This window comes from Actinopolymorpha cephalotaxi, from assembly GCF_013408535.1.
Classification (GTDB): Bacteria; Actinomycetota; Actinomycetes; order Propionibacteriales; family Actinopolymorphaceae; genus Actinopolymorpha; species Actinopolymorpha cephalotaxi.
Window position 1 is genome coordinate 2,852,163 of sequence record NZ_JACBZA010000001.1, and the last position, 24,316, is coordinate 2,876,478.

General features: G+C 68.9%; 23 protein-coding genes. 8 read left to right on the top strand and 15 right to left on the bottom strand.

Annotated features, from left to right (window positions below; translation table 11 throughout):
* Window positions 1–206 precede the first annotated feature (206 nt).
* From FHR37_RS12785 to FHR37_RS12805, 5 genes are all read right to left on the bottom strand, one after another.
* Window positions 207–851, bottom strand: a complete 645-nt coding sequence (locus FHR37_RS12785) for an SDR family oxidoreductase (protein WP_092882532.1) — start codon at window positions 849–851, stop codon at window positions 207–209.
* A complete protein-coding gene (locus FHR37_RS12790; protein ID WP_092882531.1) occupies window positions 839–1,738 on the bottom strand; it encodes an NAD-dependent epimerase/dehydratase family protein in 900 nt (299 codons plus the stop codon). Before FHR37_RS12790 ends, FHR37_RS12785 begins: the two co-directional genes overlap by 13 nt.
* A gap of 37 nt (window positions 1,739–1,775) precedes the next feature.
* Window positions 1,776–2,756, bottom strand: coding sequence for an aldo/keto reductase (locus tag FHR37_RS12795; protein ID WP_237768681.1), 981 nt, complete (start codon window positions 2,754–2,756; stop codon window positions 1,776–1,778).
* A gap of 2 nt (window positions 2,757–2,758) precedes the next feature.
* On the bottom strand, window positions 2,759–3,679 hold the full coding sequence (locus tag FHR37_RS12800; protein WP_092882530.1) for an aldo/keto reductase: 921 nt from the start codon (window positions 3,677–3,679) through the stop codon (window positions 2,759–2,761).
* A gap of 157 nt (window positions 3,680–3,836) precedes the next feature.
* A complete protein-coding gene (locus FHR37_RS12805; RefSeq protein WP_202884519.1) occupies window positions 3,837–4,727 on the bottom strand; it encodes an NAD-dependent epimerase/dehydratase family protein in 891 nt (296 codons plus the stop codon).
* 156 nt (window positions 4,728–4,883) lie between these two features.
* On the opposite strand from FHR37_RS12805, the gene FHR37_RS12810 reads away from it, so the two are divergent.
* Window positions 4,884–5,393 carry a hypothetical protein gene (locus FHR37_RS12810; protein ID WP_092882528.1) on the top strand — a complete coding sequence of 170 codons (510 nt, stop codon included), beginning with the start codon at window positions 4,884–4,886 and terminating at the stop codon, window positions 5,391–5,393.
* Between the two features lie 60 nt (window positions 5,394–5,453).
* On the opposite strand, the gene FHR37_RS12815 is transcribed toward FHR37_RS12810, so the two are convergent.
* The 5 genes from FHR37_RS12815 to FHR37_RS12835 form a co-directional block, all read right to left on the bottom strand.
* A complete protein-coding gene (locus FHR37_RS12815) occupies window positions 5,454–7,631 on the bottom strand; it encodes an alpha-amylase family protein (RefSeq protein ID WP_092882527.1) in 2,178 nt (725 codons plus the stop codon).
* On the bottom strand, window positions 7,631–9,082 hold the full coding sequence (locus FHR37_RS12820) for a hypothetical protein (RefSeq protein ID WP_139238873.1): 1,452 nt from the start codon (window positions 9,080–9,082) through the stop codon (window positions 7,631–7,633). The genes FHR37_RS12815 and FHR37_RS12820 overlap by 1 nt, the downstream gene beginning before the upstream one ends.
* Before the next feature lie 40 nt (window positions 9,083–9,122).
* Window positions 9,123–9,944, bottom strand: coding sequence for a carbohydrate ABC transporter permease (locus FHR37_RS12825; RefSeq protein WP_092882525.1), 822 nt, complete (start codon window positions 9,942–9,944; stop codon window positions 9,123–9,125).
* Window positions 9,941–10,816 (bottom strand): carbohydrate ABC transporter permease, encoded by an 876-nt coding sequence (locus FHR37_RS12830; RefSeq protein WP_237768680.1) that lies wholly within the window; start codon window positions 10,814–10,816, stop codon window positions 9,941–9,943. The genes FHR37_RS12825 and FHR37_RS12830 overlap by 4 nt, the downstream gene beginning before the upstream one ends.
* Before the next feature lie 129 nt (window positions 10,817–10,945).
* Window positions 10,946–12,214, bottom strand: coding sequence for an ABC transporter substrate-binding protein (locus FHR37_RS12835; protein ID WP_175542426.1), 1,269 nt, complete (start codon window positions 12,212–12,214; stop codon window positions 10,946–10,948).
* 277 nt (window positions 12,215–12,491) lie between these two features.
* On the opposite strand from FHR37_RS12835, the gene FHR37_RS12840 reads away from it, so the two are divergent.
* The 5 genes from FHR37_RS12840 to FHR37_RS12860 all read left to right on the top strand — a co-directional run bounded on the left by FHR37_RS12840 (window position 12,492) and on the right by FHR37_RS12860 (window position 17,904).
* On the top strand, window positions 12,492–13,511 hold the full coding sequence (locus FHR37_RS12840; RefSeq protein ID WP_092882523.1) for a LacI family DNA-binding transcriptional regulator: 1,020 nt from the start codon (window positions 12,492–12,494) through the stop codon (window positions 13,509–13,511).
* Between the two features lie 195 nt (window positions 13,512–13,706).
* Window positions 13,707–14,642, top strand: coding sequence for a hypothetical protein (locus FHR37_RS12845; RefSeq protein WP_092882522.1), 936 nt, complete (start codon window positions 13,707–13,709; stop codon window positions 14,640–14,642).
* Window positions 14,643–14,727: 85 nt separating this feature from the next.
* Window positions 14,728–15,780, top strand: coding sequence for an aminoglycoside phosphotransferase/kinase family protein (locus FHR37_RS12850; protein WP_092882521.1), 1,053 nt, complete (start codon window positions 14,728–14,730; stop codon window positions 15,778–15,780).
* A gap of 115 nt (window positions 15,781–15,895) precedes the next feature.
* Window positions 15,896–16,699, top strand: coding sequence for a polysaccharide deacetylase family protein (locus FHR37_RS12855; RefSeq protein WP_092882520.1), 804 nt, complete (start codon window positions 15,896–15,898; stop codon window positions 16,697–16,699).
* On the top strand, window positions 16,696–17,904 hold the full coding sequence (locus FHR37_RS12860; protein WP_092882519.1) for a YVTN family beta-propeller repeat protein: 1,209 nt from the start codon (window positions 16,696–16,698) through the stop codon (window positions 17,902–17,904). Before FHR37_RS12855 ends, FHR37_RS12860 begins: the two co-directional genes overlap by 4 nt.
* Before the next feature lie 38 nt (window positions 17,905–17,942).
* Here FHR37_RS12860 and FHR37_RS12865 read toward each other — a convergent pair whose 3' ends face one another.
* Together FHR37_RS12865 and FHR37_RS12870 are read right to left on the bottom strand one after the other, a co-directional pair.
* Complete coding sequence (locus tag FHR37_RS12865; RefSeq protein WP_237768679.1) at window positions 17,943–18,173, bottom strand: hypothetical protein; 231 nt, start codon at window positions 18,171–18,173, stop codon at window positions 17,943–17,945.
* Between the two features lie 168 nt (window positions 18,174–18,341).
* The gene (locus FHR37_RS12870; protein ID WP_092882518.1) at window positions 18,342–19,151 is read right to left on the bottom strand and encodes an ElyC/SanA/YdcF family protein; all 810 of its coding nucleotides are present in this window, start codon (window positions 19,149–19,151) and stop codon (window positions 18,342–18,344) included.
* 200 nt (window positions 19,152–19,351) lie between these two features.
* Here FHR37_RS12870 and FHR37_RS12875 point away from each other — a divergent pair, with 200 nt between their 5' ends.
* Window positions 19,352–20,227 carry an MEDS domain-containing protein gene (locus tag FHR37_RS12875; protein ID WP_092882517.1) on the top strand — a complete coding sequence of 292 codons (876 nt, stop codon included), beginning with the start codon at window positions 19,352–19,354 and terminating at the stop codon, window positions 20,225–20,227.
* Window positions 20,224–21,198, top strand: a complete 975-nt coding sequence (locus FHR37_RS12880) for a sensor histidine kinase (RefSeq protein ID WP_092882516.1) — start codon at window positions 20,224–20,226, stop codon at window positions 21,196–21,198. Before FHR37_RS12875 ends, FHR37_RS12880 begins: the two co-directional genes overlap by 4 nt.
* A 39-nt stretch (window positions 21,199–21,237) precedes the next feature.
* On the opposite strand, the gene FHR37_RS12885 is transcribed toward FHR37_RS12880, so the two are convergent.
* The 3 genes from FHR37_RS12885 to FHR37_RS12895 form a co-directional block, all read right to left on the bottom strand.
* Window positions 21,238–21,987: a glucose 1-dehydrogenase gene (locus tag FHR37_RS12885; protein ID WP_092882515.1), complete on the bottom strand. Its 750-nt coding sequence runs from the start codon at window positions 21,985–21,987 to the stop codon at window positions 21,238–21,240.
* A gap of 15 nt (window positions 21,988–22,002) precedes the next feature.
* The gene (locus tag FHR37_RS12890) at window positions 22,003–23,022 is read right to left on the bottom strand and encodes a DUF4331 family protein (RefSeq protein WP_092882514.1); all 1,020 of its coding nucleotides are present in this window, start codon (window positions 23,020–23,022) and stop codon (window positions 22,003–22,005) included.
* Between the two features lie 82 nt (window positions 23,023–23,104).
* Window positions 23,105–24,055 (bottom strand): alpha/beta fold hydrolase, encoded by a 951-nt coding sequence (locus FHR37_RS12895; RefSeq protein ID WP_237768678.1) that lies wholly within the window; start codon window positions 24,053–24,055, stop codon window positions 23,105–23,107.
* Window positions 24,056–24,316 lie beyond the last annotated feature (261 nt).

Genomic DNA, 24,316 nt, shown 5'->3' on the forward strand with positions numbered 1-24,316 from the left:
CAACCGGCACAGGGCGGAAGAGCAGGTGCCGTGGAAGGACAACACTGCTTGGGCCGCGGAGTCCCGGCGACCTCACATCACCGGCGGGCGCGGCCGTTCCACCCCGGCCTCGCCGCCGGCATCTCTCACAGTGTGGCCCAGAAACACAGCTGGCGGTAATCGTGCGCTATGCGGTGTTTGGACCCGGCCGGTCGGCTGCAACAGCCCTAGGGCCAGCCTCGTTCCCTGATCGGCGCCACGACGGCTTCGGTCACGACGAGGTGGTCGGGAGCGGTCACCAGCCACGCGATGTAGTCCGCGACCTCACGTGCGGGCAGCGACTCCTCGGCCGGTCTCGGCTCGCGCCGCATACGGTCCGACGGCTCGAACGAGCCCCAGTGCGTGGCCATCGAACCGGGATACATGGACATGACCCGGATGCCGTGCGGCGCACCTTCGGCGGCCAGCGCCTGGGTGAGGCCGGTCAACCCGAACTTCGTTGCGCAGTAGGCGGTCGCGTTCGGCCATCCACGTCGCCCGGCGACCGAGGCCACGTTGACGATCGTGCCGCCACCGGCCTGTCGCATGTACGGGAAGGCGAGCTTGGCCAGCAGGAACGGTGCGGTCAGGTTGACGCGGACGACCCGCTCCCAGTCCTCGACGGCAAGGTCCTCAGCCGGTCCGGGGGCGTCGGTGGCCGCGGCGTTCACCAGAACGCGTGGGGCTCCGATCTCCGACGACACCCGCTCCACAGCGGCCGTCGTGGAGGCGAGGTCGGACAGGTCGGCCGGTATTGCCGTGGCGGTCCCGCCGGACTCGGCGACGGCAGCAACACCTCCTGGACGGGTCGTTCGCGAGGTCAGTAGGGGCAGGTGAGGGCGTGCACCGCGTCCGGACCGCCGGCGCTGTCCAGCTTCCGCAGCTCGTCGAGGAACGTGCCGAAGTGGTGCGCCGGCGTGAAGCCGATCGCGGCGCCGGCGCCTTCGTCGCCCCCGGCCACGACCGAGGGCCGGCGGCGCACGTCGATCGCGTACCGCTCGAGGAGGTCACGCGAGCCCGGGAACACCCGCTCACACGCGGCGAGCGGGTCGTCCTCCCAGTCGCGCACCTGCTCCTCGGCGTAGGCGTTCCGTCGTACGGCGTCCACGACGAGGCCTTCGGGATCCGCACCGCCGGGGAGGTCCGGCCCGAGGTGTTCGACCGCCGCCTCGACGTACCCGAGGACGTCCTCCCGGTCGACCCCGCCGTACAGCAGCCGTGCGCCGTAGCGGTTGAGGTAGTCGCCTCCCCAGGGCGTGAAGTCGTGCGGACGGATCGCGACGTACCGCAACCCGTGGTTGCGCCGGTGGTACTCGCACAGCTCCTCACCGACCTGCTTGGTGAAGCCGTACTTGTCGTAGTGGGCGTGCCAGGACTGCGAGGACAGGAAGACCAGCCTGTGAATGCCGGCCGAACGCGCCGCCTGCAAAGCCCAGAACGTGCCGTCGACGTTCAGCCGCCAGAAGTCGGCCTCGGTCTTGGTGCGTGAGTGGATGCCGTGCCAGGCAGGCAGGTGCAGGAGTACGTCGCAGCCCTGCGCGGCCCCCTCGAGCCCGAACCCGGCCTGGAGGTCGCACTGCACGAACGGCAGGTCCGCGCCGGGGTGCGTGTCCGGAAGGACCTCGAGGTCGGACAGCACGAGGCTGTGCCCGGCGGCCCGCAGCCTGGGCACGATCCCCTTCCCGACGTTGCTGCCCGCACCGGTGACCAGAATCCGCATGCTTGGTTCCTTTCCTGCAGGGGCTTGTCGCCTGGACCTAACGTCCGAGTGCGGACTCCACCGCCGCCATTTCGTCGGCCGACAACGGGCCGTGCCGCAGCGCGCCGGCGTTCTCCCGGGCCTGCGCGACCGTACGGCAGCCGGGGATCGGCACGAACGCCGGACTGCGGGCCAGCAGCCAGCACAGCGCGCCCTGGGCGAGGGTGCGCCCGTCGGACGTGAGGACCTCACGGACCCGGTCGACCGCGGCGAGCGTGTCGGCCTGGCTTCCGCGGAAGTCCCAGCCGTGGCGTACGTCGTCGGCGGCGAATCGCGTGTCCCCGCTCATCTTTCCCGACAGCACACCCATGCCGAGCGGGCCGCGGACGATGCTCGCCAGCCCGGCGGCCTCGCAGATCGCGAGCGTCTCGGCGTTGCCGCCGAGCACGTTGAACGCCTGCTGGATCGCCGCGCAGTGCGGGCTGGCGGCGAACATCGCGGCGCGTTCGGGATCGTCGGTGCTCCAGCCGAACGAACGGATCTTGCCCTCGTCGACCAGGTCCTCCAGGACGCCCAGCACGTCCTGCGCCGCGGCCGGGTCACAACCACCGAGGTGGAACTGCAGCAGGTCGATGACGTCCGTCTCCAGCCGGCGCAGGCTCGCCTCGCACGCGGTGCGGACGTACGCCGGAGAGTCGTCGGTGCCCGGCGACTCCCGGCGTTCCTCGTCGTAGGTGAACCCGAACTTCGTGGCCACCACCACACCGTCGCGCCGGCCGCGCAGGGCGCGGGCAAGCACCCGCTCGCTGTGCCCACAGCCGTACACGTCGGCGGTGTCGAAGAAGGTGACGCCCTCGTCGAGCGCGGCGTGGATCGCGGCGACCGACTCCTCGTCGTCGACCTCGCCCCAGCCGATCGGATCGCCGTTGCGGCTGTGCGGCCCGCCGATCGCCCAGCAGCCGAATCCGATCGCGCTGACCTCGAGCCCGGACCGCCCGAGTGGCCGGCGCTGTGCCGGCACGGTGTTCTCGGTCATCATCGTCAGCCCTTCTCCGGGGATTCGCCGGCTTCGTCGAGCCTGCGCTTGGCCTCTGCGTACACGTCGTCGGCGAGCGCACCCGCCGCGGCCGCCCGGACGTTCTCCGCGAGGTGCGCGGGGTTCAGGGTGCCGACGATGATCGTGTCGACGCCGGGGTGGCTGAGGGTGAACCTCAGCTGCCACTGCGTACGGCTCTCGCCCTCGTCGAGGAACTCGTCCAGTTTCGCCCGCTCCCAGATGTCCCACCGGTCCGCCGCGCCCAGTCCGGCGCCGGGCTCGCCCCGCGCCACACCGCCGCGGATGATCGTGCCGGCACCTGCCGCGTGCGCCTTCGTGATGAGATCCTCGTGGCGTCGTTCGAGTGCGGAATAAGGGATCTGGAAGGCGTCGAAGACGCCCCAGTCGATGTAGGTGCCAAGGTCGGGCGAGGTCGACGAGGCGCCGATGAACCTCGCCTTGCCCGAGGCCTGGATCTCGCGCAGGGTGTCGACCAGCTTGTGTTCCTCGGCGAGCGCGACCGAGGGATTGTGCAACTGCAGCAGGTCAACCTGGTCCGTGCCGAGCTTGTACAGGCTGTCGTCGATGTTGCCCAGCAGGTGCTTGCGGTCCCACTGGTGCGGGGTCTCGTCGTGGTCACCGGCCGGGATCATCGAACAACCGCACTTCGTCGCGAGGACGTACTCGTTACGCCGCTCGGAGATGTAGCGGCCGATGTAGGCCTCGCTCTTCCCGTAGTCGTTCGCGGTGTCGACGAACGTGATCCCGGCGTCCAGGACCGCTCCGAGAATGTCGCGGGCCTGCTCGTCGCGGACCGGCCGACCACCCCAGATCCGTTCGCCGCGAACCTCCATGGCGCCGAACCCCAGCCTGGTGACCTCCAGGCCCGTGGAGCCCAGCTTCCGAGTGGCAAGCGTGCCGGTCATCGACTCTCCTTCGCTCACTGTCGTCGGTCGTTGCCGGTGCGTCGCCGGCGCATGATCCACCGTGGCGCCGCGGCCGGCCACCCAGCCTGGCCGGGCCGGATCGGGGATGTCCAATAGCCAGCCCTGCTCGGCCCGAGCGGCCATCCTGCTGAATCCCTCAGTCGGGGGTCTGTCCCGGTGCCCACAACGTGGTCACGTCCTCGCCGCGGGCGTCGCGCTGGCGCAGGTCGGTCAAGAAGTCGACGATGCCGTACGCGGGCCGCCAGCCGAGCACCTCGCCGGCCTCGGTCAGGTCGTGCTGTTCCACCTGGGCGGGCAACGCGATCCCGTACCGCTCCAGCAGTGCACCCGAGCCGGGGACCTGCTCGTCGCACCATGCCCTGCCACGGTTGGCGAAGTCGCCGGCGACGGCCGCCGGCATGCCGTGGGCGGTGTGCACGATCGTGCGGAACACGTCCACCTTGTGCTCCACGACGCCGTGCAGGGCGGCGACCGTGGCCGACGCCACGTCACGCCGGTCCACACCGTTGCGCAGCAACATCGCACCCCAGGCGAGGTAGGGCTTGGGTACGAAGTCGTGGTAGCGAAGCAGCGCGACGGACGCTCCGGTGGTCTCGTGGTGCATGCGCCACAGGTCCTCGCCGATCACCTTCGTAACGCCGTAGACACCGCCCCACCCGTAGGCCATCGACGACGCGAAGACCACCGACGAGACCCCATGGTCGCGACAGGCCTGGACGACGTTGAACGTGCCGTCCACGTTGACGGCGAAGATCGTCTCGTCACTGACCGGCGGCTCGTGCGCACAGTGCCAGGCCGCCAGGTGAACCACCGCGTCACAGCCGCGCACGGCCCGGTCCACGTCGGCCGGCGTCCGTGTGTCACACCGGACGAACTCCACGTCACGAAGGTCGTGATCCGCCGGCGGCGCGACGTCGGCCATGCGTACGTCGAAACCGGCCTCCCGGGCCAGCCGGACGACCGCACTTCCGGCGTTGCCTGATGCGCCGGTGACCAGCACCCGGCGGCGTGTGCTCGCAGTTGTCATGGGCGAACCCTCTCAGGACCCGACGGGCCGAGGGCGCCGACGTCCGGCATCCGGCACCTTCGCTCTCCTCCGGCTGTCCCCGAACGGTATGAACCGTTGCGCCACGCGACTCGTGATACGGGCACATCAGCACTGTGCCGAGGAACGGAGACAACGATGAAACGGCGCCTGGCCCAACTGGTCGCGAGCGTGCTCGCCGGGTTCCTGGTTCTTCCCGTGGCCGCCGCGAGCGCGGGCGGCGGCCGGAAACTTCTGTCCTTCGACGAGATGGCTCCCGTCACCGAGCCGTACACCGGGGCCGCCAACGCCGTTCGAGCCGTACCCGGAGGTGGCCTGCCGTGGGAGATCGAGTCCGCCCATGGCGAGCTGCGAAGCGACGGCAGGGTGCAGGTCACCGTCGAAGGACTGGTCCTGGCCCGCCGCGCCCCCGTACCCTCCGGCCGTCAGGGCACCAACCCGGTCCCGGCGTTCAAGGCCGTCGTCAGCTGCATGTCCACCAGCCAGGGTGCCGCCACCACCGTGAACGTGGCGACAGCCACCGCACCGGCTACGCCGGACGGCGACGCCGTGATCAAGGACAGGATCGACCTCCCCTCCCCCTGCCTCGCCCCGATCGTCTTCGTCACCTCCCCCGACGGCGCCTGGTTCGCCGTCACCGGCCAGTAGGACAGCCTGACCGCGTTGCCCGGATGACGCGCCACCGTCGGCGTCGTCGTTCGGGCACCGTCAGCTCAGGACCACCACCTCGTGATCGGTGACCCGCTCGGCTCGGAACGACACCCATCCGCCGTCGTGTCCGAGCGGGACCTCGCCCCCGGCGACGAGCAACTCCGCCTGCGTGAGGGACACACCCTCCGGCGGCCGTACGCGCACCTCGAACGGGCCCGACGGGGTGAGCTCCTGGAGCCGGCCCCGCCAGGCGCCGCCCTGGTCGAGGTTGACCAGGTGGAGCACCAGCGACGCGCCCTTGCGGTAGAGATGGCAGTCCAGTACGCCCGCTCCCTCGACCGCGAGCGGCACGTCGTCGCGGGCCGCCCAGCGCACGATGTTGGCGAGCAACCTTCCGTGGTCGGGGTGGTGATGCCTCGCGTAGCAGCGGTCGACATCGGCCGCGAGGTAGGCCACCCTGCTCCCGTTGGCGCGTGAGCGGGTCACGACCGCCGGCAGGTCCGTACGCGGCGTGGCCATCCAGGACTTCTCCGGCGGGTAGATCGGGAACGGCGGAACCCATGTCAAGGCAACGTTGACATCGGCGACATCGGGGTCCACCCGCACGACCTCCAGCCTGCCGCCGAACGGCAGCACCTCGGTGTCCTCGAAGCCCGCGCCGAGGTCGCCGAGATCGCCCGCCTGTGAGGTCCCGGGGCCAAGCCGGAGGTAGGTGTGGGCCGGATAGGCCTCCCAGTTCGCCGGCGAGACGCCCGAGTCGCCGTGGTGGGTCCAGGTCTGGTGCACACCGAGCAGGTCGGCCAGGCCGAGGTCGGCGCGCCGGTCTCCCCACTCGTCGTATCCGCCGGACTCCCCGCTCACCACCAGTCCGCCGCCCGCCTCGGCGTACGCCCGGATCGCGTCGCACTGTGCCTCGGTGAGCACGCCGACGTCCGGCACGACCAGCACCGCGAAGCCGGCGCCGTCCCTGGCCACGTGGTCGGCGTGCACCGGCAGGTACGGAATCCGGGCACGGACCATCGCGTCGGTGAACCCGCGGTAGGGCAGCAGGCTGCGGCTCTCCGGATCGTCGCGGCCGTGGAAGTCGATGCTGCGCTGGCTCCACACGACCCCGACCGTGGCCACCGGCGTGCGGTCGAGCAGGACGTCCTCGTGCCGCTCGTGCCAGCCGAACAACCGCGGCGCGGTGGCGTACTGCCGGCGGTCTTCGTGCACCGATCCGATGTGGTGCCACCACGGCTGGATGCCCGCGGCGAAGCCCTCGACCGCCCACATCCGGGCTTCCGGCTCGGGCTTGCTGCCCAGCCGGAAGGTCGGCGTTCCCGCGTCGTACATCGCCGTGCTCTCCGGGACCAGCGCGTCCCAGCCGAGCAGACCGTGCAGCACCTTGCCGCTGTCGCCGTTGGCCTGGAAGCCGGACTGCTCGTGTCTGTACTGCGAGTCCAGCATGAGGATCGGGGTCCGCTCACAGATCGCCTTGTGGTCGCGGAACCTGCGGCTCTGCGACACCAGGTCGCCGCCGTTCATGCCGATCCACAGGCAGTCCGGACCCCCTGCGCGGGTGGTCACCTCGTTGTTGAGGTCCCAGACGGCGAGTCGCTGCCGGTAGCTCCACTCGACCCAGCGCCGGTAGGCGTGGTCGGCCCAGTCCACCGAGCCGGGCAAGGCGAGGTTGACATCGCGGCCGAACGCTTCCCGGCAGCTCTCGCAGTAGCAGATGTGGTCCCGGTCCAGGCCGCTCCAGCTGTTGTCGGTGATCCCGTCCGGAGCACTGCGGGCGATGATCTCCTCCAGCACCGACGGCAGGTACGACCGGTAGTACGGGCCGTTGACGCACGCCACGTAGAGGTCGCCGGCCCGGTACGGCCGGCTGCCGGCGTCGACGGCGAACCAGTCCGGGTGCTCCAGGTAGAAGTCCTCGGCCGCGCGGTTGGAGTCCATCCGGGCGAGGACGGTGAGCCCCTCCTCCCGCGCGGCCCGCACCACGTCGCCGTAGAGGTCCTTCTCCCCGAGGAAGGCCGCACGGTGCTGGAGCCGATGGGTGCTCGGGTAGTAGGCGACGATCCCACCGGCGTTGACGATCACGCCCTGCACCCGCGTCCGGCGCCAGTAGTCCCGCCACCACTGTGCGTCGTAGCGCACCGGATCCTTCTCGGTGAGGTTCGTCTGCCCCCACCGGACGGTGCGGCGATACCACGGGTCCTTGCGTGCCGGCTCCCTCTGCGAGGCGGCCATCACGCGTCCAGCGCCCGCACCGCGTCGCCCGCGCCGGACAGGTTGTCCAGCCGCATCTCGGAGTACTTCCTGGACAGCACGACTCCCTGCGCACCACCCTCGAACGCGGCGAGCACGGCGTCTCGCACCGACTCCCGCGAGCACTGCGTCAGGTCGCCCCGCGTCGTGTCCCAGTTGGCCTTGCCGACATGGGTGGACGGCTCGAGGTTCTCGCTGGGCTGGCCGACCGGGATGTCGATGTCGATCCCAGGGTAGATCGCGGCCCTGCCGGCCACTCCCCGGACCGCGCGCTCGGTCTCCCGGCGCACGTAGTCGGCCGAGAAGCCGGTCTGCGGTAGTTTCTCGTACGCACCCTCGTCCAGCTGCAGAAGCTTGAGCATCAGCGGGTAGACGTCCTCGGGCTCGGCGTCGGCGAAGAGACCCGCACAGATGTTCTTCACCCAGGTGTAGAAGCGGGGGCCCGCGCAGTTGTTGTAGATCACCACCTTGATGAAGTCGGAGAACTTCGCCATCTCCTCGTAGTTCTGGTCGGCACGGTAGAACGGGCTGAACGAGATGTTGTGGTAAACGTGCCACCCGACCTCGATCTCGGGCGCTCCCGCCTTCGCCGCACCGTAGATGTCGCGGTAGAGCTGGCGCTGGCTCTCGGTCCACAACGTCTGCCAGGCAAGGATCTCCGGGTAGGTGAGGAGGATCCGCCAGAACGTCACGAACGCGCCGTCCGCGGGCCGCTCCCCCGCACCGACCTTCGCGTTCCACTCCACCAGGGCGCGGTATCCCTCCTGCGCACGGGCCACGTCGATGCCGCGCTCCCGGCCGATCCGCGCACAGTGCGGGCAGAAGCAGCCGACGTCGCCGACCTGGACCGGCCCCTGCAGAAGGAGGTTGAGCGGTCCGGGGCGTTCCGAACACCAGGCGAGGCCGTCGAGCTCGTAGCTGTGCACGTAGTCCTCGACGAAACCCAGGTGCCAGTTGCGGTAGTCGGGGTTGTTGAAGCAGGGCCGCAGGCCGGGCCGCGACCACGCGTCCACCTCGAGCACCTTGGCGAAGTTCGGGTAGGTGCGCAGCTCCCTGGCGGATCCACTCTCCTCCATCCAGGCGTACGACTTCATCCCGCGTGCCCGGGCCCGAGGCACCAGCGTCGCCAGCAGGTCGAGGTCGGGATGCTCCGGTGCCCGTCCGGCCGCGCCGAGGACGGTGTTGCCGTAGTACTCCGGGTGCGGCGTGGCGTAGTTGCCGCCGCGCCAGCCGAGGTCGTACGACTGCACGCCGTGGTCGGGCAGCGGGTAGCCGGGCACCTGGCGGCCCCCGGTCCCGCGGGTCCACGTCGGTGTCGCGAGAAACAGCGCGTTGACACCCCCGCGTTCGGCCAGCACGTCGAGCGTGGCGTCGACACCCTCGTCGACGAACGACACCGCCCCGATCTGGATTGCCACCACAGGATCGTTCACCGAACTGCTCCTTCTTCGTTGGCGTCGTTCGTTCTTGAAGTCATTTCAGCCCGGTCATGGTGATGCCCTGGATGAAGTACCGCTGGGCCAGCAGGAACACGATGATCACCGGCACGACCGAGACCGTCGCACCCGCCATCAGGAGGCTGAGCTGGCTGAAGTACTCGCCCTGGAACTGCGCCAGCGCGACCGGCAGGGTCTGGAGGTTCTCGGAGTTCAGGTAGATCAGCGGCCCGAACAGGTCGTTCCAGGAGTCGAGGAAGGTGAACACTGCGATCGCCGCGAGCACCGGCTTGGTCTGGGGCAGCATGATCCGCCAGTAGATCCCGAACGTCGACGCGCCGTCGATCTTCGCGGCATCCTCCAGCTCGTTCGGCACGGTCTTGAAGGCCTGCCGCATCAGGAAGGTCGCGAACACCGGTGTCAGCACCCGCGGCACCCACAGCGGGTAGTGCGTGTCGATCCAGCCGATCTGCCGGAAGACGATGTACTGCGGAATCAGGTAGGCGATGCCGGGGATGATCGAGGTGGCCAGCAGGACCATGAACGCCACGTCCCTGCCGGCGAACCGCAACCGTGCGAACGCGTACCCCGCCATCGAGGAGACCACCAGGATCCCGACCACGTTGTACGCCGCGAGCTTGACGCTGTTGAACAAGAAGACCGGGATGCGGCCGAAGACATCCGCGTAGTTGCTCCACAGCGGGTGGTTCGGGAAGAAGTCCGGTGGGATCGTCAGCACCTGCGCCTCGGGCTTGAGGGAGCTGGACAGCATCCACACCAGCGGCAGCAGGAACGCCGCCGCGAGCACGAGCATCACCACGTAGAGGACTGCCTTGACGCTGAGTCTGCCGATGCTCATGCGTAGAACACCCACCTGTTCTGGAGCTTCCACTGCGCGTAGGTCACGCTCGCGATCACCGCGAAGAGGATCCACGCCAGTGCACAGGCGTAGCCCATCTTCCCGTACGCAAAGGCGTTCTCGTACAGGTTGTAGATGTAGACGCTGGTGGAGTGCCCGGGTCCGCCCTTGGTCATGACGTAGATCAGGCCGAAGACCTGGAACGAGCTGATGAACTGCGTGATCAGCAGGAAGAGGAAGTGCGGGGTCAGCAGCGGCAGGGTGACGTACCTGACCCGGGCGAACGAACTCGCACCGTCGATCTTCGCCGACTCGTACAGCATCTCCGGGATCCCCTGCAGGCCGGCCAGCAGGATGATCATCGGGTAGCCGACTCCCTGCCAGACGCTGACCAGGATCACCGCCGGCATCGCCCAGGTCGAACTCGAGAGCCACTCCGGGCCATGGATACCGACCTGCTGGAGCAGGCCGTTGACCACTCCGTCGCTGGGGTGGAAGAACCAGAACCACACGAAGCCGATCGCGACGACGTTCGTCACGTACGGAGCGAAGAAGGCCGTCCGGAAGAACGAGACTCCGCGGACCCGCTGGGCACAGAGCACGGCGAGGAGGAAGCCGATGCCCACGGTCAGCGGGATGCTGGCCAGCGTGAAGTACGTCGTGTTCCACAACGTCGTGTAGAACAACGGGTCGTCGGTGAAGATGTCGGTGAAGTTCGACAGCCCGACGAACTCCGGCGGTGAGATCCCGTCCCACTTCGTCAGCGACGCCGCCATCGACACGAGGATCGGGAAGAACTGGAACGCCACCACGCCGACGACGATGGGACTGATGAACAGCCAGCCGGTGAGGTTGGTCCGTCGCCGCGCCACCCGGGAAGGGTCGGGTGTGGCGCCGGGTGTTTCGCGTGTCGTCTCGGCTGTCACCAGTGACTGCATCCTGGGCTCCACCTGACCTCTGGGTTCCGGCTCGGTCGTTCGCGCGGCAGATACTGCGAAACCTCAACCCTGCAGGGCCTTCTCCACCTGTGCCTTGACCCCGGTCAGCACGTCGCGCACCGGCTTCTCGCAGTTGTAGGCGTCGTCCAGGGCCGGGCGGTACAGGTCCCGCGCGCCCAGCGTGTTCTTCGTCTGGTTCGGCGCGGTGAGATGCTTCGCGGCCACGCCGAAGAGGTTGAGGTGCGCGGGGCTCTTGTCGCCCGCGCCGAGCTGGGCGGCCACCGCGTTGTTGATCGGGGTGAACTGCCCGCCCTCGAGGAGGATCTTCCCGCCCTCCTCACTCGCCAGGAACTTCAGCAGCTCCCATGCCTTGTCCGGGTTCTTCGCCGCCTTCGGGATCGTGAAGACGATGACGCTGGACTCGGTTCGCTGCTGTACGTCACCGGGCGGCGGTGCGACGTCCCAGGTGAAGTCCTTGATGGTGCTGCGCAGGTAGGGCACCGCGCCGAAGGTGGCGAAGTACATCGCGACCTTGCCCTGCGCGAACAGCTGGTTGTCGATGCCGTCCTGCTGCAGCTGCGACCAGGGCGGCTGGGCCTTCTCCTTGCAGGTGAGGTCGGTCGCCCACTGCAGGGCCTCGCTCTCGGTGCTGCCCGCGAGGGTGAACTTCGTGCCGTCGTCGGAGAAGATGCCAGTGGGGCTTCCGTGGTTGATGGTGAAGGTCTGCTCGTACCCGGTGTCGTAGTAGACGAGCGCTCCCCAGCGTTTGCCGGGCACGGTCAGCTTCTTCGCCCGGTCGGCGAAGTCGTCCCACTTCCAGCCGTCCATGGTCCACGTCGTCGGCGGCAGTTCGACGTTCGCCTCCTTGAAGGCGTCGACGTTGTAGAACATCAAGCGGGGTTGGTATCCGAGGACCCAGGCCGTGTGCTGCCCGTTGGGCTGCCGGGCGAACTCGAACGACTCCTTGGCGTACGCGGTGACGTCGAGCTTGTCCTTCCTGATGTACTTGTTCAGGTCGAGCAGGGCGCCGCGTGCGGAGAAGCCCCGGACGAAGTCGTCGTTGATCCGCATGATGTCCGGCGGCTGACCGCCGGCCAGCAGCGTCCGCATCTTGGTGTCGTAGTCCGCCGTCGGCGTCGGCTGGACGACGACCTTGGTGCCGCTCTTCTTCTCCCACGCCCTGATCGCCTTCTCCAGGGGCGTGCCCTTCAACGTGTCCCAGTTCAGGAAGGTCACCTCGTCGGAGGAGGACGACGCCTTGCCGCCACATCCGGACACGAGACTCCCGCCCGCAAGGCCGAGCGTCCCTGCCACGAAGGCGCGGCGGCTCACCGCTGAGGCCGTCTGATTCACCGGAATCTCCGATCGTCGACCGTCGCGCGGGCAGGCGCCGCGCTCGAAGGGTCCCCCTCGCCAGGTGTCTGGCGCCGGTGCCTGTCGCCGCGTGGTCGGCGGACTTCGGCATCGGATGGATCGGGTTGTGAATACGTATCTACGCTTGCCCCGCAAGGTGGTCAACAGTTCCGCGTGGATCACGTCCGGACTAGGACGGCACCGACGGTGAGGTGATTTCCTTGTGCTCCGAGGACGAGCGCAGGCGGAGGTTGCCATGGCGAGTGTGGAACGAGTGGGTACGAGCAGGGACCTGGCCCGGCTGGCCGGTGTCTCCCAGTCCACGGTGTCCCGCGTACTCACCAACCATCCGCGGGTCAGCGCCGAGACGCGGGCCAGGGTCCTGAAAGTCCTGGCCGAGACCAACTACACCCCACATGCGCTCGCGCGGGCGATGAAGACCGGGCGTACGGACTCCATCGGCGTCTTCATGTCCCGGGTGACCAGCCCCTTCCACGCCACCCTGCTCGACGCGATCGCCCGGCGCCTGCGCAGCCTCGGGCTCCACATGACCCTCTGGGACGTCGAGCACGACGACATCGCGGCGTCCAGCCGGTTCATCCAGCAGCGGCTCGTCGACGGTCTGGTTCTGACCTGCGCCACCTTCGACTCCCCGCTGCACTCGGTCGCGGTCGCGTCGGGACTGCCCACGGTCCTCCTGCACCGTGGAATCGACGATCTCGCCTGCGACCAGGTGATCGGCGACAACTGGCAGGGCGCCTTCGACGTGGGCAGGTACCTCGTCGACGCCGGTCACACCTCCGTCGGGCTGGTCACCTCTCCCCTGGTGGTGTCGACGGCGCGGGACCGCGAGCTGGGATTTCGCGCCGCGCTCACCGAGGCCGGCCTCACGGTCAGCCGGCGCAACACCGTCGTCGGCGGCTTCTCCCACAGCGACGGTCATCGCGCCGCGCAGCGGCTGCTCGCCCGGAGGAAGCCGCCCTCGGCGATCTTCGCCATCACCGACATCCTGGCGTTCGGGCTCCTCGACGGCGCACGGTCCCTCGGCGTCGGCGTTCCCGGCGACCTGTGGGTGGTGGGCTACGACAACACCGACATGGCGTCCTGGGAGTCCTTCGACCTGACCACGGTGAACCAGCCCGTCCAGGCCATCGTCGAGACGGGCATCGACCTGCTTCGCCGTCGCATCGCCGAGCCGGCCGTCCCACCCACCGTCGTCCGGCTGCCGTGCGAGATCGTGCCCCGGGGATCGACGGCCAACACGCAGGTCGGTTAGTCCACCCACGCCGGCGGCTGCGCCGACGATGGCCGGTCTTGGTAGGGCAGTCGCGGACACGAGGAACTCGACCGACCACCCGGCCGAAGTAGCCTGCGGCAGGATCGGACCGCCTGCGGCCGCTGGAAGTGCTAGTGGGAGCGTGACGCGGCGGAACACCGCGCGAAAGTCGCGCCAGGCCGTTAGGAGGCGGCGATGCGTCCATCCGAGTCGAACCCAGGGCCGAACACCAGACAGTTCCCGCGCCGCACCGTCCTCACCGCGGGCGGGCTGATCCTGGCGTCGGGCACCGGCGCGCTCGCTGCCGCCAGCCCCGCGACCGCCCGGCAGACCGCGACCCGACCCGGCGGCCTGCCCGACAACGACGAAGCCCTGGTCTGGCGAGCCCGGGGTCCACTCGACGGCTATGGCATCGACCCCGAGTGCGATCCCGGCGGCACGACCGGTCTGCCGTGCGGCACCGAGGACGTCGCCATCACCTCCACCGCGGACCACAGCGAGGTCACCGCGAACCCACGTGGCATCACGACCTTCGTCAACGCGATCGGCCGGATCAAATTCGGTGACAGGACGCCCGACCACCGCCCGATCAGCCTGGCGACGTACCACTACGCCTACTCGATCCGGCTGCCGCTCGTGCCCTCCCCCAGCACCGCGCCGCACCTGCCCGAACAGACCCACCAGATGATCCAGTTCTGGGACGGCTCGAGCCGACTCTGGAACGCCGACCAGCACACGCTGGAGGCCGCCACCTTCTGGAAACTGAACCCCTGGGACCCCAGCTTCGGCAAGATCTTTGCCTACACCATGGTCGACGGACACCTCGCCGCCCACGACACCGGCATCGTCCTCCCTCCGGACACCGACTGGCATCGCTTCGAGGTGGTGGCCGACCTCGCCCGGCAGACCTACGTCGGCCTTGCCGTCGACGGCCGTTGGCTTCCGCTGACCGGACTTCCGCTCGCCTCGATCCACCACCCCGACTGGGGCCCCGACCTCACACTGGTCCTCACCGCCGAATCCGAGAACGCCTGGCCAGGCTCGAACCCGATCGTCACCCAGTGGACGACGCAGTACAGGGATCCGCAGCTCACCCGGCGGCGGCACCCATCGCCGAGGCCGAACGCCTGAGCGTCGATGGTCACTGGAGGTCGCGCCCGCGGCTCCCGAGGTGGTGGCCCGCGACAGGAGGCGGACCAGGTGGGAAGCTCTGCGGGTGGCCGATACCAGTAGCACGCCGTCCTCCGCCGACTTCGACGCGTCGGACCGGACCACCGACACCGAACGCGCCGTGCACGGGACGGAGTCGGTGGCCGAGTTGCGGGCCTTCCTCAGCGCGTACGCCGGCGAACACCTCGGTAGCCCCATCCGTACGGTCAGGTTCCGCGCCGGGCGCATCGACGCCGTGTGGGGCGTCGAACTCGACGACGGGCGGGCGGTGGTGATCAAGGGGCACCGCACCCCGGCCGGCCCGGACACCGTCGGCGCCCTCGACACGATCGTCGCCGCGCGGGATGCGCAGCGGTACCTCGCCGCGGCCGGCTTCCCGTGCCCGGAGCCGCTGTCGGGTCCGGACGAGATCGACGGGCGGGTCCTCACCGCGGAGACGCTCCTCGCGGGCGAGGTGCCGGCCGGACGCGCCTCCGCCACCCGCCGGCTGCTGGCGGAAGGTCTCGCCCGGCACATCGACCTGCTGCGTGCCCGGCCCGGCCTCCGGGAGAAAGCGGGACCGGGCCCGTCATGGTGCCGATACCAGGCCGGCCCCTGGCCCGTACCCCACGACCCGATCGTGAACTTCGACGTCACTCCTGCCGGCTACGACTGGCTCGACGAGTACGCGCGACGTGCGTCCGACCAGATCCTCACCTGCCGCGAGGGCGCGGAGCTGGTCGTGGGTCACGCCGACTGGTACGCCGGCAACACCGCCGTCCTCGACGGTGTGCTCGTCGGCACCTTCGACTGGGAACTCGTCGCCGACACCGAGGCCGTCATCGCCGGCTTCGCCGCGGCGTGTTACGCGGCCAGTTCCACCAGCGGGGCCGGCCTTTCCACCCCCGACGAGGTGGCGGTCTTCCTGCAGGACTACCAGGCCGCCCGAGGTGCCGGCCTCTACGGCCGCGAACGGCGCTCCGCGTGCGCGGCAGCCGCGTGGATCATCGCCTTCAACGCCCGCTGGGAAGTCGGCATGTCCGGCGGTAAGGGCGAGGAAGGCCCCAACCTGACGCTGGCGCGCGAGCACGGACAGGACTACCTCGACCTGATCTGGTAGCACAGCCACCGCCGGCTGGTCAGCGTGGTCGGCGTGGTCGGCATGTCGGCCGGCGAGCTGCCCTTGGAAAATCCATTGTGCCGTCCGGCCCGGTCCCGCTCCCTATCGTGGAGCCGTGACGATCCCGCGGCGCCGCCTGTTGTGGCGTGCGGTGTCGTGCACCGCCGCCGGTGTTCTGCTCGGTGCCTGTGCGGCCGCGAGGCCCAGGGATCGCTCGGCACCGGCGACGTCCCAGCCCGGACAGCCCCGCCGCACAGACGACCACGGCGCCTCGGTCCGGCAGTCGCCGACGACGGCTACCCGGGCAGGCAAGCCGGCCCGCGTCGTCGAGATCGGGCACGCTCCACGATCGGCACCTCGGGTGGCGCTCACCTTCCACGGCGCAGGTGATCCCTCCACCGCGGAAGCACTGCTACGCGTGGCCGAGCACGTCAAGGCACCATTGACAGTGCTGGCTGTCGGCACCTGGCTGTCCCAGAACCCCACCATGGCGGACAGAATCCGGCGCGGCGGCCACGAGCTCGGCAACCACACCCTGCACCACCTGCCGATGCGCACGCTGGACCAGTCGCAGGCGTACGACGAGATCTCCGGCTGCGCCGCAGTCCTACGTCGGCTCACCGGCAGCGCCGGCACGTGGTTTCGCGCATCGGGGACGCAGCACACCACCCCGCTGATCCGGACGGCGGCGGCCCGGGCCGGCTACCGCGTCTGCCTGTCGTACGACGTCGACACCCTCGACTACCTCGACCCGGGGCCGGCCGCGGTCGTGCGCAACGGAGTGGACTCCGCGAAGCCCGGTTCGATTCTGAGCCTGCACATGGGGCATCCCGGCACGGTCCAAGCCTTGCCGGCGCTCGTCGCCGGACTCCGCGCCCAGGGCCTGCAACCGGTGACGGTGACGGAGTTGCTCCGATGAGCCGGCCACCCGTGGCACACCTGCTCTCCGCCCTGCTCGTCCTGGCCGTGCTGGCCACCGCTGCGGCCGGGTGCTGGACCACCGCCGGAACCGCCCACCCCACACCGACCAGGAACCCGGACCGGGTACGTCCCGGCGCCGCGGCCACCGCGGCGCACGCGGCGCCACACACCCCCGCATGGCTGCCCGGCATGCCACCGCCGCTGCGTGCCGACGACGTGTGGGCGGCCGACCGGCCCGGCCGGCTCGCTCCGGCCGTGCGGAAGGACCCGTACCGGGTGTACGTCCCCAACACCAACAGCGACACCGTCACGGTGATCGACCCGAAGACGTTCAAGGTGATCAAGACCATCCCGGTGGGCAGCCAGCCCCAGCATGTCGTTCCCAGCTGGGACCTTCGCACTCTCTGGGTCAACAACGACGTGGGCGACTCGCTCACACCGATCGATCCGCGCACGACCAAGGCCGGAAAACCCGTGCCCGTCGACGATCCGTACAACCTCTACTTCACACCCGACGGACGGTATGCCGTCGTGATGGCCTCGCTTCTGCACCGGATCGATTTCCGCGACCCGCACACGATGCGGCTCGAGCACTCGACTCCCGCAGACTGCGCCGGCGTCAACCACGCCGACTTCTCCGCCGACGGACGTTATTTCGTCGTGAGCTGTGAATTTTCTTCGGAGCTGCTCAAGGTCGACACCGCCGGAAGGCGGATCGTCGGGAGAATCGAACTACCCGGCGATGCCAAGCCGCAGGACGTCAAGCTCTCCCCCGACGGCCGTACCTTCTATGTTGCCGACATGAACGCGGACGGAGTCTGGCGGGTCTCCGGTAACCCGTTCAGGATCAGGAACCTCCTGCCGACCGGTCTCGGCGCGCACGGCCTCTACGTCACCCGCGACTCGCGCCGCCTCCTGATCACCAACCGCGACGAAGGGTCGATCTCCGTGCTCGACTTCGCCTCCGACCGGCTGGTCGGCAAGTGGCGGATACCGGGAGGCGGGAGCCCCGACATGGGAAACCTCTCCCCCGACGGCAGGATCTTCTGGCTGTCCGGGCGCTACGACGGCGTCGTGTACGCCCTCTCCACCGTCAACGGCGCCTTGCTGGCCAGGATCGACGTGGGCAGTGGGCCACACGGCCTGTCCGTGTGGCCACAGCCCGGACGCTACTCCCTTGGGCACACCGGCGTCATGCGCTGAACAGGTCCGTCCGGGCGGCTACGGTCATCCCCGGCCGGTCACGGCCTCAGCCGCGGCCTGCGGCGCGCCGCGACGTCCTCGATCCAGCCGAGTGCGAGGACGGCGACACCGATCAGCGGCCAGCCGAGGAGATACAGGAACCACTGCGAGTCCAGCGGCAGGTGGTTCTCGAAGGCGGGGATCTGCCACATCAGGTCGATGAGGGGCACGCAGACGATCAGCGCGATCTCGTGCCACAGGTACACCGTCACCGCGCGCGCGTTCAGCACCGTGACGACCCGGCCCAGCCGTCCGACCCTGGCGGGAAGGCGTTCGGATCAACTCCGGATTGACAGTCGGCAACATTCGAGCGCCTGACAATCGGTTACGAGTTGCTGACGTCGGAATTCTCTTTGAATTCCCCTTCTCATTCCAGCGGATCCTGTCAGCAGCGCCGCCTACTGGCTTTTCCACCGTTGATCGACCCGCCGAACGGTGTGGCCGGTGGTGTTCCGCAGCAGCGTGAACGCCTGCTCGACTTCGTCCGGTACGTCGACGTGGGCGATGTAGTCCCGGCCCGACGGCCCGTACCCGCCGGCGTCGTCCCTCAGGCGCGGGATCTCCCCCAGCAGCAGCGACACGTAGCGTTCGAGGTCCCACATCCCGTCCGGCGCCGACTCGTACTCCAGCAGACCGGCGCCGGCGCCGGCACCGGCACCGGCACCGTCGACCTCGCGCACCATCGTCCGGTGCGAGGCGAAGTTCACCAGCGTCGTCGTCGGCGGGACGTGCCGGCGAAAACCGGCGTCCATGCGCTGCTGCATGGTGGCGTCCTGAACCAGCACGATCCGGTCGTGCCTGACACCACCCGCGGCCAGCAGGGCGAGGGCGTTGGTCACGTTGTTGCCGCAGTTGGTGGACTTCTCTTCGAGGGCGTCCACCGCGAGACCGTGCCGATCGCGCAGGTACCGGTCGAAGAGCGCGGCCTCGGTGAGCTCGTCGACGTCCGGCCACCCGGTGCGGTCGCGCACCTGCCGGCGCAACGCGTCGGTGCTGTGCCCCTCGCCGCCCACGATCAGGTAGAAGCCGGCGACCTCGGACCTGATGGCGTCGGCGAACACCGCCGCCCCGGCGAGGACGCTTCCACCGAACAGGATCGCGACGTCGGCCCTCCCGCCGAGGTGACCAGGCGTCAGCGCGGCCACGTCACGTCGCGCGCAGAACCGCACCAGCGTGTTGACGCTCTCCGCCACCGAACACCGTCGCATCGCCAGAGCTTATGTCGGCTGCGACGGCTGTCGGCCCTTCCGCAATCCCAGGTTGCTCGACGCCCGAGGAGCGGTCGAGGTAGGGCCGCCACGGGACAGGCGATCCGCGCATACCTCCGATATCGCACGTGGCGGTAACCGAACAGGGCCTTCTTCCTTTCGGAGAAGGAGCGTAGCGTTTGCGATCGAGGAAATTAGTCATGAATGATGTCGCTCAGCAAGTCGTCGGCCGGATGCGGGTCGGCGACCATCACTGCCTCAGCTTCGACACCGATGCCGAGCAGCGTGAGGTGCTCACCTCCTACATCCGCAACGGACTGGCTCGGCACGAGCAGGTGATCTACTTCGCCGCAGTCGACCCTGTGACGGTGTTCGACCTTCTACGCGAGAGCGGCCTCGCCCCAGCGCGGTTCAGCGAAAGCGGCCAGCTCCGGGTGATGGGTCCCCGGGAGGGTTACCTCGCATATCTACCGTTCGATCCTGACGTGATGGTGGCGGTGCTGAGACGAAACGCCGGCGAAGCGCTCGCCGCCGGGTACCGAGCTCTGCGAATCACCGGAGAACCCAGCGTCCTTCGCGGCCGGCCGGGCTCGGACAAGTGGACCGATTACGAACGCAAGGCCGCCGACGTCTACGGCGACACGCCGGTGATGGGGATGTGCCAGTACGACCGCCGCATCTTCAGCCCGGCGGAGATCGCCGCGGTCGAGGCCTTGCACACCCACACGGTGGTTCCGGACCCCGTTTATGAGGACGCGCGGCTGTCGATCTTCCCGACGTACCACCCCCGGGGGTTCCGCATGGTCGGCGAGCTGGACCTCTCCCAGGTGACGGCCTGGTTCGACTGGATCCACCAGGCGGGCGCAGACGTCGAGGAGGATCTGCTGCTGAACCTGGTCGAGCTGCGCTTCGTCGACCTCGCTGGCGTCCGCATGCTGGCCGAGCTGTCCGACCGGCTCGCCCACGACGGCAGACGTCTCCTCCTGCAGGACCTGAGACCCTCTCAGAGTCTCGTGTTCTGCCCGGCCGGCTGTGACCATCTACCCAACCTCGTCCTGACGGAGACCCAGCGATGAGTACCTGGACGCCGGGCACATACGCCGGCAACGTCCACGAGGTGGGGTTCTACCAGTCGGATGAGGAGTTCCAGGCGATGATCGTGCCGTTCGTCGACGAGGGCGTCGCCAACGGCGAGCCGGTCGTCATCGGCTACGACGAACCGAAGTCCGCCTTGCTTCGGTTATGGCTGGACGACCCGTCGAAGGTCAACTTCATCACCGATACGAGTCTGTACGCCACGCCGGCACGGGCGATCGCGACGTACCGCGGACTGTTCAAACGCCACGTCGCGGCCGGCGCACCACAGGTCCGGATCGCCGGTCAGGTTCCACATCCGGGCAACGGCGGGAGCTTCGCCGGCTGGGACCGCTACGAGTTCGCCGTCAACTCCGTGTGGGACGAGTTTCCCGTACGCAGTCTCTGCCTCTACGACGCCACGACCGTTCCCGATCCGGTCCGGCAGGTGGTCGAGCGGATGCATCCCTGCACCGTCACCGCTGCCGGAGCGCACCAGACCAACGGCCGCTATGACTGCGATGCCAGGAACGCACGGGTTCCCGTGTCTCCTGACCCGCTGGAAGCCTGCCCGCCCAACGTCGAACTCGTGGACCCCTCCACCGCCGAGGCACGCCACGCCCTGGAGCGGCTCGGCCGCGGTCTGGTCGACGACCGCAAACTCGACGACCTGCTGTTCGGCATCTCCGAGGCCGTCACCAACGCGCGGCTGCACGGCGTACCGCCCGCGACGGTCCGGATCTGGGCCACCGCCGAACGCCTGGTGGCCGACGTATCGGACAGGGGTCGCGGCCCCACCGACCCCCTCGCCGGGCTCGTGCCGATGGCGAACGCGAACCTGGGCACCGGTCTCGGTCTGTGGATAGCCCACATGCTCGACATCGGCGCCCTGCTCGTCCCCACCGAGGACGGCTTCTCGTTCCGGCTGTGCGCCGGCCGGGACCGCACGCCGCGCGGCCAGGAAGGCACGTGACGACAACAGCCGGCCGAGAACACCGGGGGCCTCGTGCCGTCACACCTGGATGGCGCCGCCGTCGACGAACATCTCGGTACCCGTGACGAAGCTGGATTCGTCGGTGGCCAGAAAGAGGGCCAGAGCGGCGACCTCCTCCGGCCGACCCATCCGGCCGAGGGGGACGGAGGCGGCCAGGGAGCCACGCAGTTCCGCGGCCTGCTCCTCGTCGGGGGCGAGCCCGTCGATTCCCGGGGTGGCGACGGGCCCGGGTGCGAGGGCGTTGACCCGGATCCCGCGGGTGCGCAGTTCGTTGGCCCAGGTGCGGGCGAAGGAACGAACAGCGGCCTTGGACGCGGCGTAGACACCGAAGGCCTCGGTGCCGACGTGGCCGGCCGTGGAGCTGGTGAGGATGACGGAGGACCCGTCGTTCAGCAGGGGCAGTGCCTTCTGGACGCTGAAGAGCACGCCCTTGACGTTGGTGGCGAAGGTGTCGTCGAAGTGCTCCTCGGTCACCTGCTCGAGGGTGGCGAACTCGCCTCCGCCGGCGTTGGCGAACAGCACGTCGATGCGGTCACCGCGTTCGGCGACGGTGCCGTAGAGCCGGTCGAGATCGGCCAGGTCGGCGCTGTCGGCCTGAACGGGGATGACGTCTCCCCCGACCTGCGCGGCGGCTCGGTCGAGTGTCTCCCTGCGGCGCCCCGTGATGTAGACCCGAGCACCTTCCTCGCGAAACCGGCGGGCAGTGGCCAACCCGATGCCGCTCGTCCCGCCGGTGACGACCGCCGTCTTTGCGTCCAGACGTCCCACGATCTCCTCCTCGGATCAGGAAGATGCTGCCGGATGCGGGTCTCCGAGGTAGGGGAACCGGTCGAGGGTGTCGGTGTGCGGTGAGAGGCCCGTGGGCGGCGCCTCGTTCTTGGTGAGGAACGCGACGCGGATGTCGATCACGTCCTCGGCGAACGTCCGTCCGTTGGGGTACGCGGCCGGCTTGGAGGGGTCGAAGTGCAGCACGTCCGGCAGGAGACCGTGCTCCTCCAGAGCGGCGATCGCCTCCTCGCGTGAGTATCCGCCGGTGTGCCCCATCAGATGGACGAACTGGTCCGTCCACCTGGCCCGGTCGTTGACCGGTTCGCTGGCGTTGTACTCCTCCTTCGTGTCGTCGGTGTTGAAGAAACTGCTCATCGACGGATGCCCGGCCCGGTCCGCGTGGACGAGTTCGCCGTCGCGCAGGACGCTGCACCTGCCCCAGATGTGCAGCTCGGGCTTCGGCGCCAGCTCTGCGGTCGGCAGTTCGATGGCCATGGAGAAGACGTTCGCCGTGGTGTTGGAGTCGACACCTGTCCACGGGGACTGACCACCCAGATGTGGTGCGGTGAAATTGCGCTTGCCGCTGGTGTCGAACAGATTCTTGATTCCGTCGAAATCGAAGAAGAACGCGTCGCTGCGGCTGCCGGCGGCCACCTGGTAGTCGCCGCTGCCGACCACGTTTGCCCGCGGGCCGAAGGAGACCGCAGCGTCCGACACGATCCTGGTTCCGACCGCCTCGGGCCTGCGGGACTCCGCACCGGATGCCGCGTAGACGCTGTAGGTCTGGGAGCCGTCGGGGGCCGGCGGGCCGAACACCCAACTGAACGCGACGTCGGTCAGGTAGTCACCGTCGTTGTCGATGTTCAGGCGGTAAACCGCGTCCGGGTGCAGGGCGTCCGCGTTGGGATTGGCGTTCAGGATGATCACGGTCCTGCCCGGGTCGCCGGGTGCGCCGAAAGCGTAGAGGTCACACAGATCGAGGCGCTGGTCGCCGAGTGGTGGCCCCAGGCTGAGTCCCGTGAAGTGGTTGGACATGGCGGGGCGCCTACCCATTACCAGTTGGGCAAAACTCCATGCGTACTTGCCCTCTCCGATCCAGGTGGTGTCCTCCTGACCTTCAGAGTCGATCGGCGTCGATGACGGCCTGGGCGAAGTCGCGTGGTGCTTCCTGGGGCACGTTGTGGCCGACATCGAAGGTCCGGTGCTGGTACTTGCCGGTGAAGTGCGCCCGGTAGGACCTGCCGTCACCGGGCGGAGTGAACGGGTCGTACCTCCCGTCGACCGCGATCGTCGGGACCGTGATCTTCGGCACGCTCTGCAGCGTCCCCTCCAGGGCGGCGTACTCCGGCTCGGCCGGGAGCAGACTCAGTCGCCAGCGGTAGTTGCCGATCACGATGGCCTCGTAGTCGGGGTTGTCGAAGGCGGCCGCAGTGCGTCCGTACGTCGAAGGGGCGAACTTCCAGGTCGGTGAGTTGAACTTCCAGATGAACTCACCGAGTTCGCGCTTGTACCGCCTGAGTCCATTCACTCCGCGCTCGGTGGCGAAGTAGTACTGGTACCACCACGCGTTCTCGGCCGCGGGTGGCAGCGGTGCCTTGTTGGCGTCGAGATTCGTGATCAGATACCCGGAGACCGAGACCAGCGCCTTCACCCGCTCCGGCCACAACGCGGCGATGATGTCCGCCGTCCTCGATCCCCAGTCGTAGCCGGCCAGCACCGCCGGCGGCATCCCGAGAGTGTCCATCAGGGCGAGAACGTCCAGGGCGAAGGCGGCCTGGTCGACGTTGCGCGGGGTCGAGGCCGAGCGGAACACCGTCCTGCCGTGCCCGCGCAGGTAGGGCACGACGACGCGGTATCCGCGCCGGGCGAGCAACGGGGCAACGCGTTCGTAGCTGTGGATGTCGTACGGGAAGCCATGCAACAGAACGACCGGGGTTCCGTGCGCTGGTCCCAGGTCGACGTATCCGACGTCGAGCACACCCGCGCGAACCTGACGTACCGGGCCGAAACCGCCGTTGGCCGATGTACGGGTGGGCGGGGACTCCGCGGCCTCCGCCCTGCCGGACACGACCCGAACGAGGCCGGCAGCCAGCGCCGCACCACCGGTCGCTCGCAGAAACTGCCGGCGACTTCGGTCCTCTCCCCCGCGTCGATCACGGTTCACAAGCGTCGTCCGTCACTGTCAACATCGGCTTGCCCGGAGTTTCGAATCACTCAACACCTGCACACGTTGCGAGGTCAAGGCACATGGGTCTCCGCCACCAAGAACCCCGGCGTAGGAACTCGGAGTGCCATGGCCAGGAGCCCTTTGAAACCGGGCCGGCCCTGT

Coding starts and splice junctions, on each gene's coding strand:
- FHR37_RS12790 (WP_092882531.1), bottom strand. CDS start 1,738: ATGCGGATTCTGGTCACCGGTGCGGGCAGCAACGTCGGGAAGGGGATC.
- FHR37_RS12795 (WP_237768681.1), bottom strand. CDS start 2,756: ATGATGACCGAGAACACCGTGCCGGCACAGCGCCGGCCACTCGGGCGG.
- FHR37_RS12800 (WP_092882530.1), bottom strand. CDS start 3,679: ATGACCGGCACGCTTGCCACTCGGAAGCTGGGCTCCACGGGCCTGGAG.
- FHR37_RS12805 (WP_202884519.1), bottom strand. CDS start 4,727: ATGACAACTGCGAGCACACGCCGCCGGGTGCTGGTCACCGGCGCATCA.
- FHR37_RS12810 (WP_092882528.1), top strand. CDS start 4,884: ATGAAACGGCGCCTGGCCCAACTGGTCGCGAGCGTGCTCGCCGGGTTC.
- FHR37_RS12815 (WP_092882527.1), bottom strand. CDS start 7,631: ATGGCCGCCTCGCAGAGGGAGCCGGCACGCAAGGACCCGTGGTATCGC.
- FHR37_RS12825 (WP_092882525.1), bottom strand. CDS start 9,944: ATGAGCATCGGCAGACTCAGCGTCAAGGCAGTCCTCTACGTGGTGATG.
- FHR37_RS12840 (WP_092882523.1), top strand. CDS start 12,492: ATGGCGAGTGTGGAACGAGTGGGTACGAGCAGGGACCTGGCCCGGCTG.
- FHR37_RS12845 (WP_092882522.1), top strand. CDS start 13,707: ATGCGTCCATCCGAGTCGAACCCAGGGCCGAACACCAGACAGTTCCCG.
- FHR37_RS12860 (WP_092882519.1), top strand. CDS start 16,696: ATGAGCCGGCCACCCGTGGCACACCTGCTCTCCGCCCTGCTCGTCCTG.
- FHR37_RS12870 (WP_092882518.1), bottom strand. CDS start 19,151: ATGCGACGGTGTTCGGTGGCGGAGAGCGTCAACACGCTGGTGCGGTTC.
- FHR37_RS12875 (WP_092882517.1), top strand. CDS start 19,352: ATGAATGATGTCGCTCAGCAAGTCGTCGGCCGGATGCGGGTCGGCGAC.
- FHR37_RS12880 (WP_092882516.1), top strand. CDS start 20,224: ATGAGTACCTGGACGCCGGGCACATACGCCGGCAACGTCCACGAGGTG.
- FHR37_RS12890 (WP_092882514.1), bottom strand. CDS start 23,022: ATGTCCAACCACTTCACGGGACTCAGCCTGGGGCCACCACTCGGCGAC.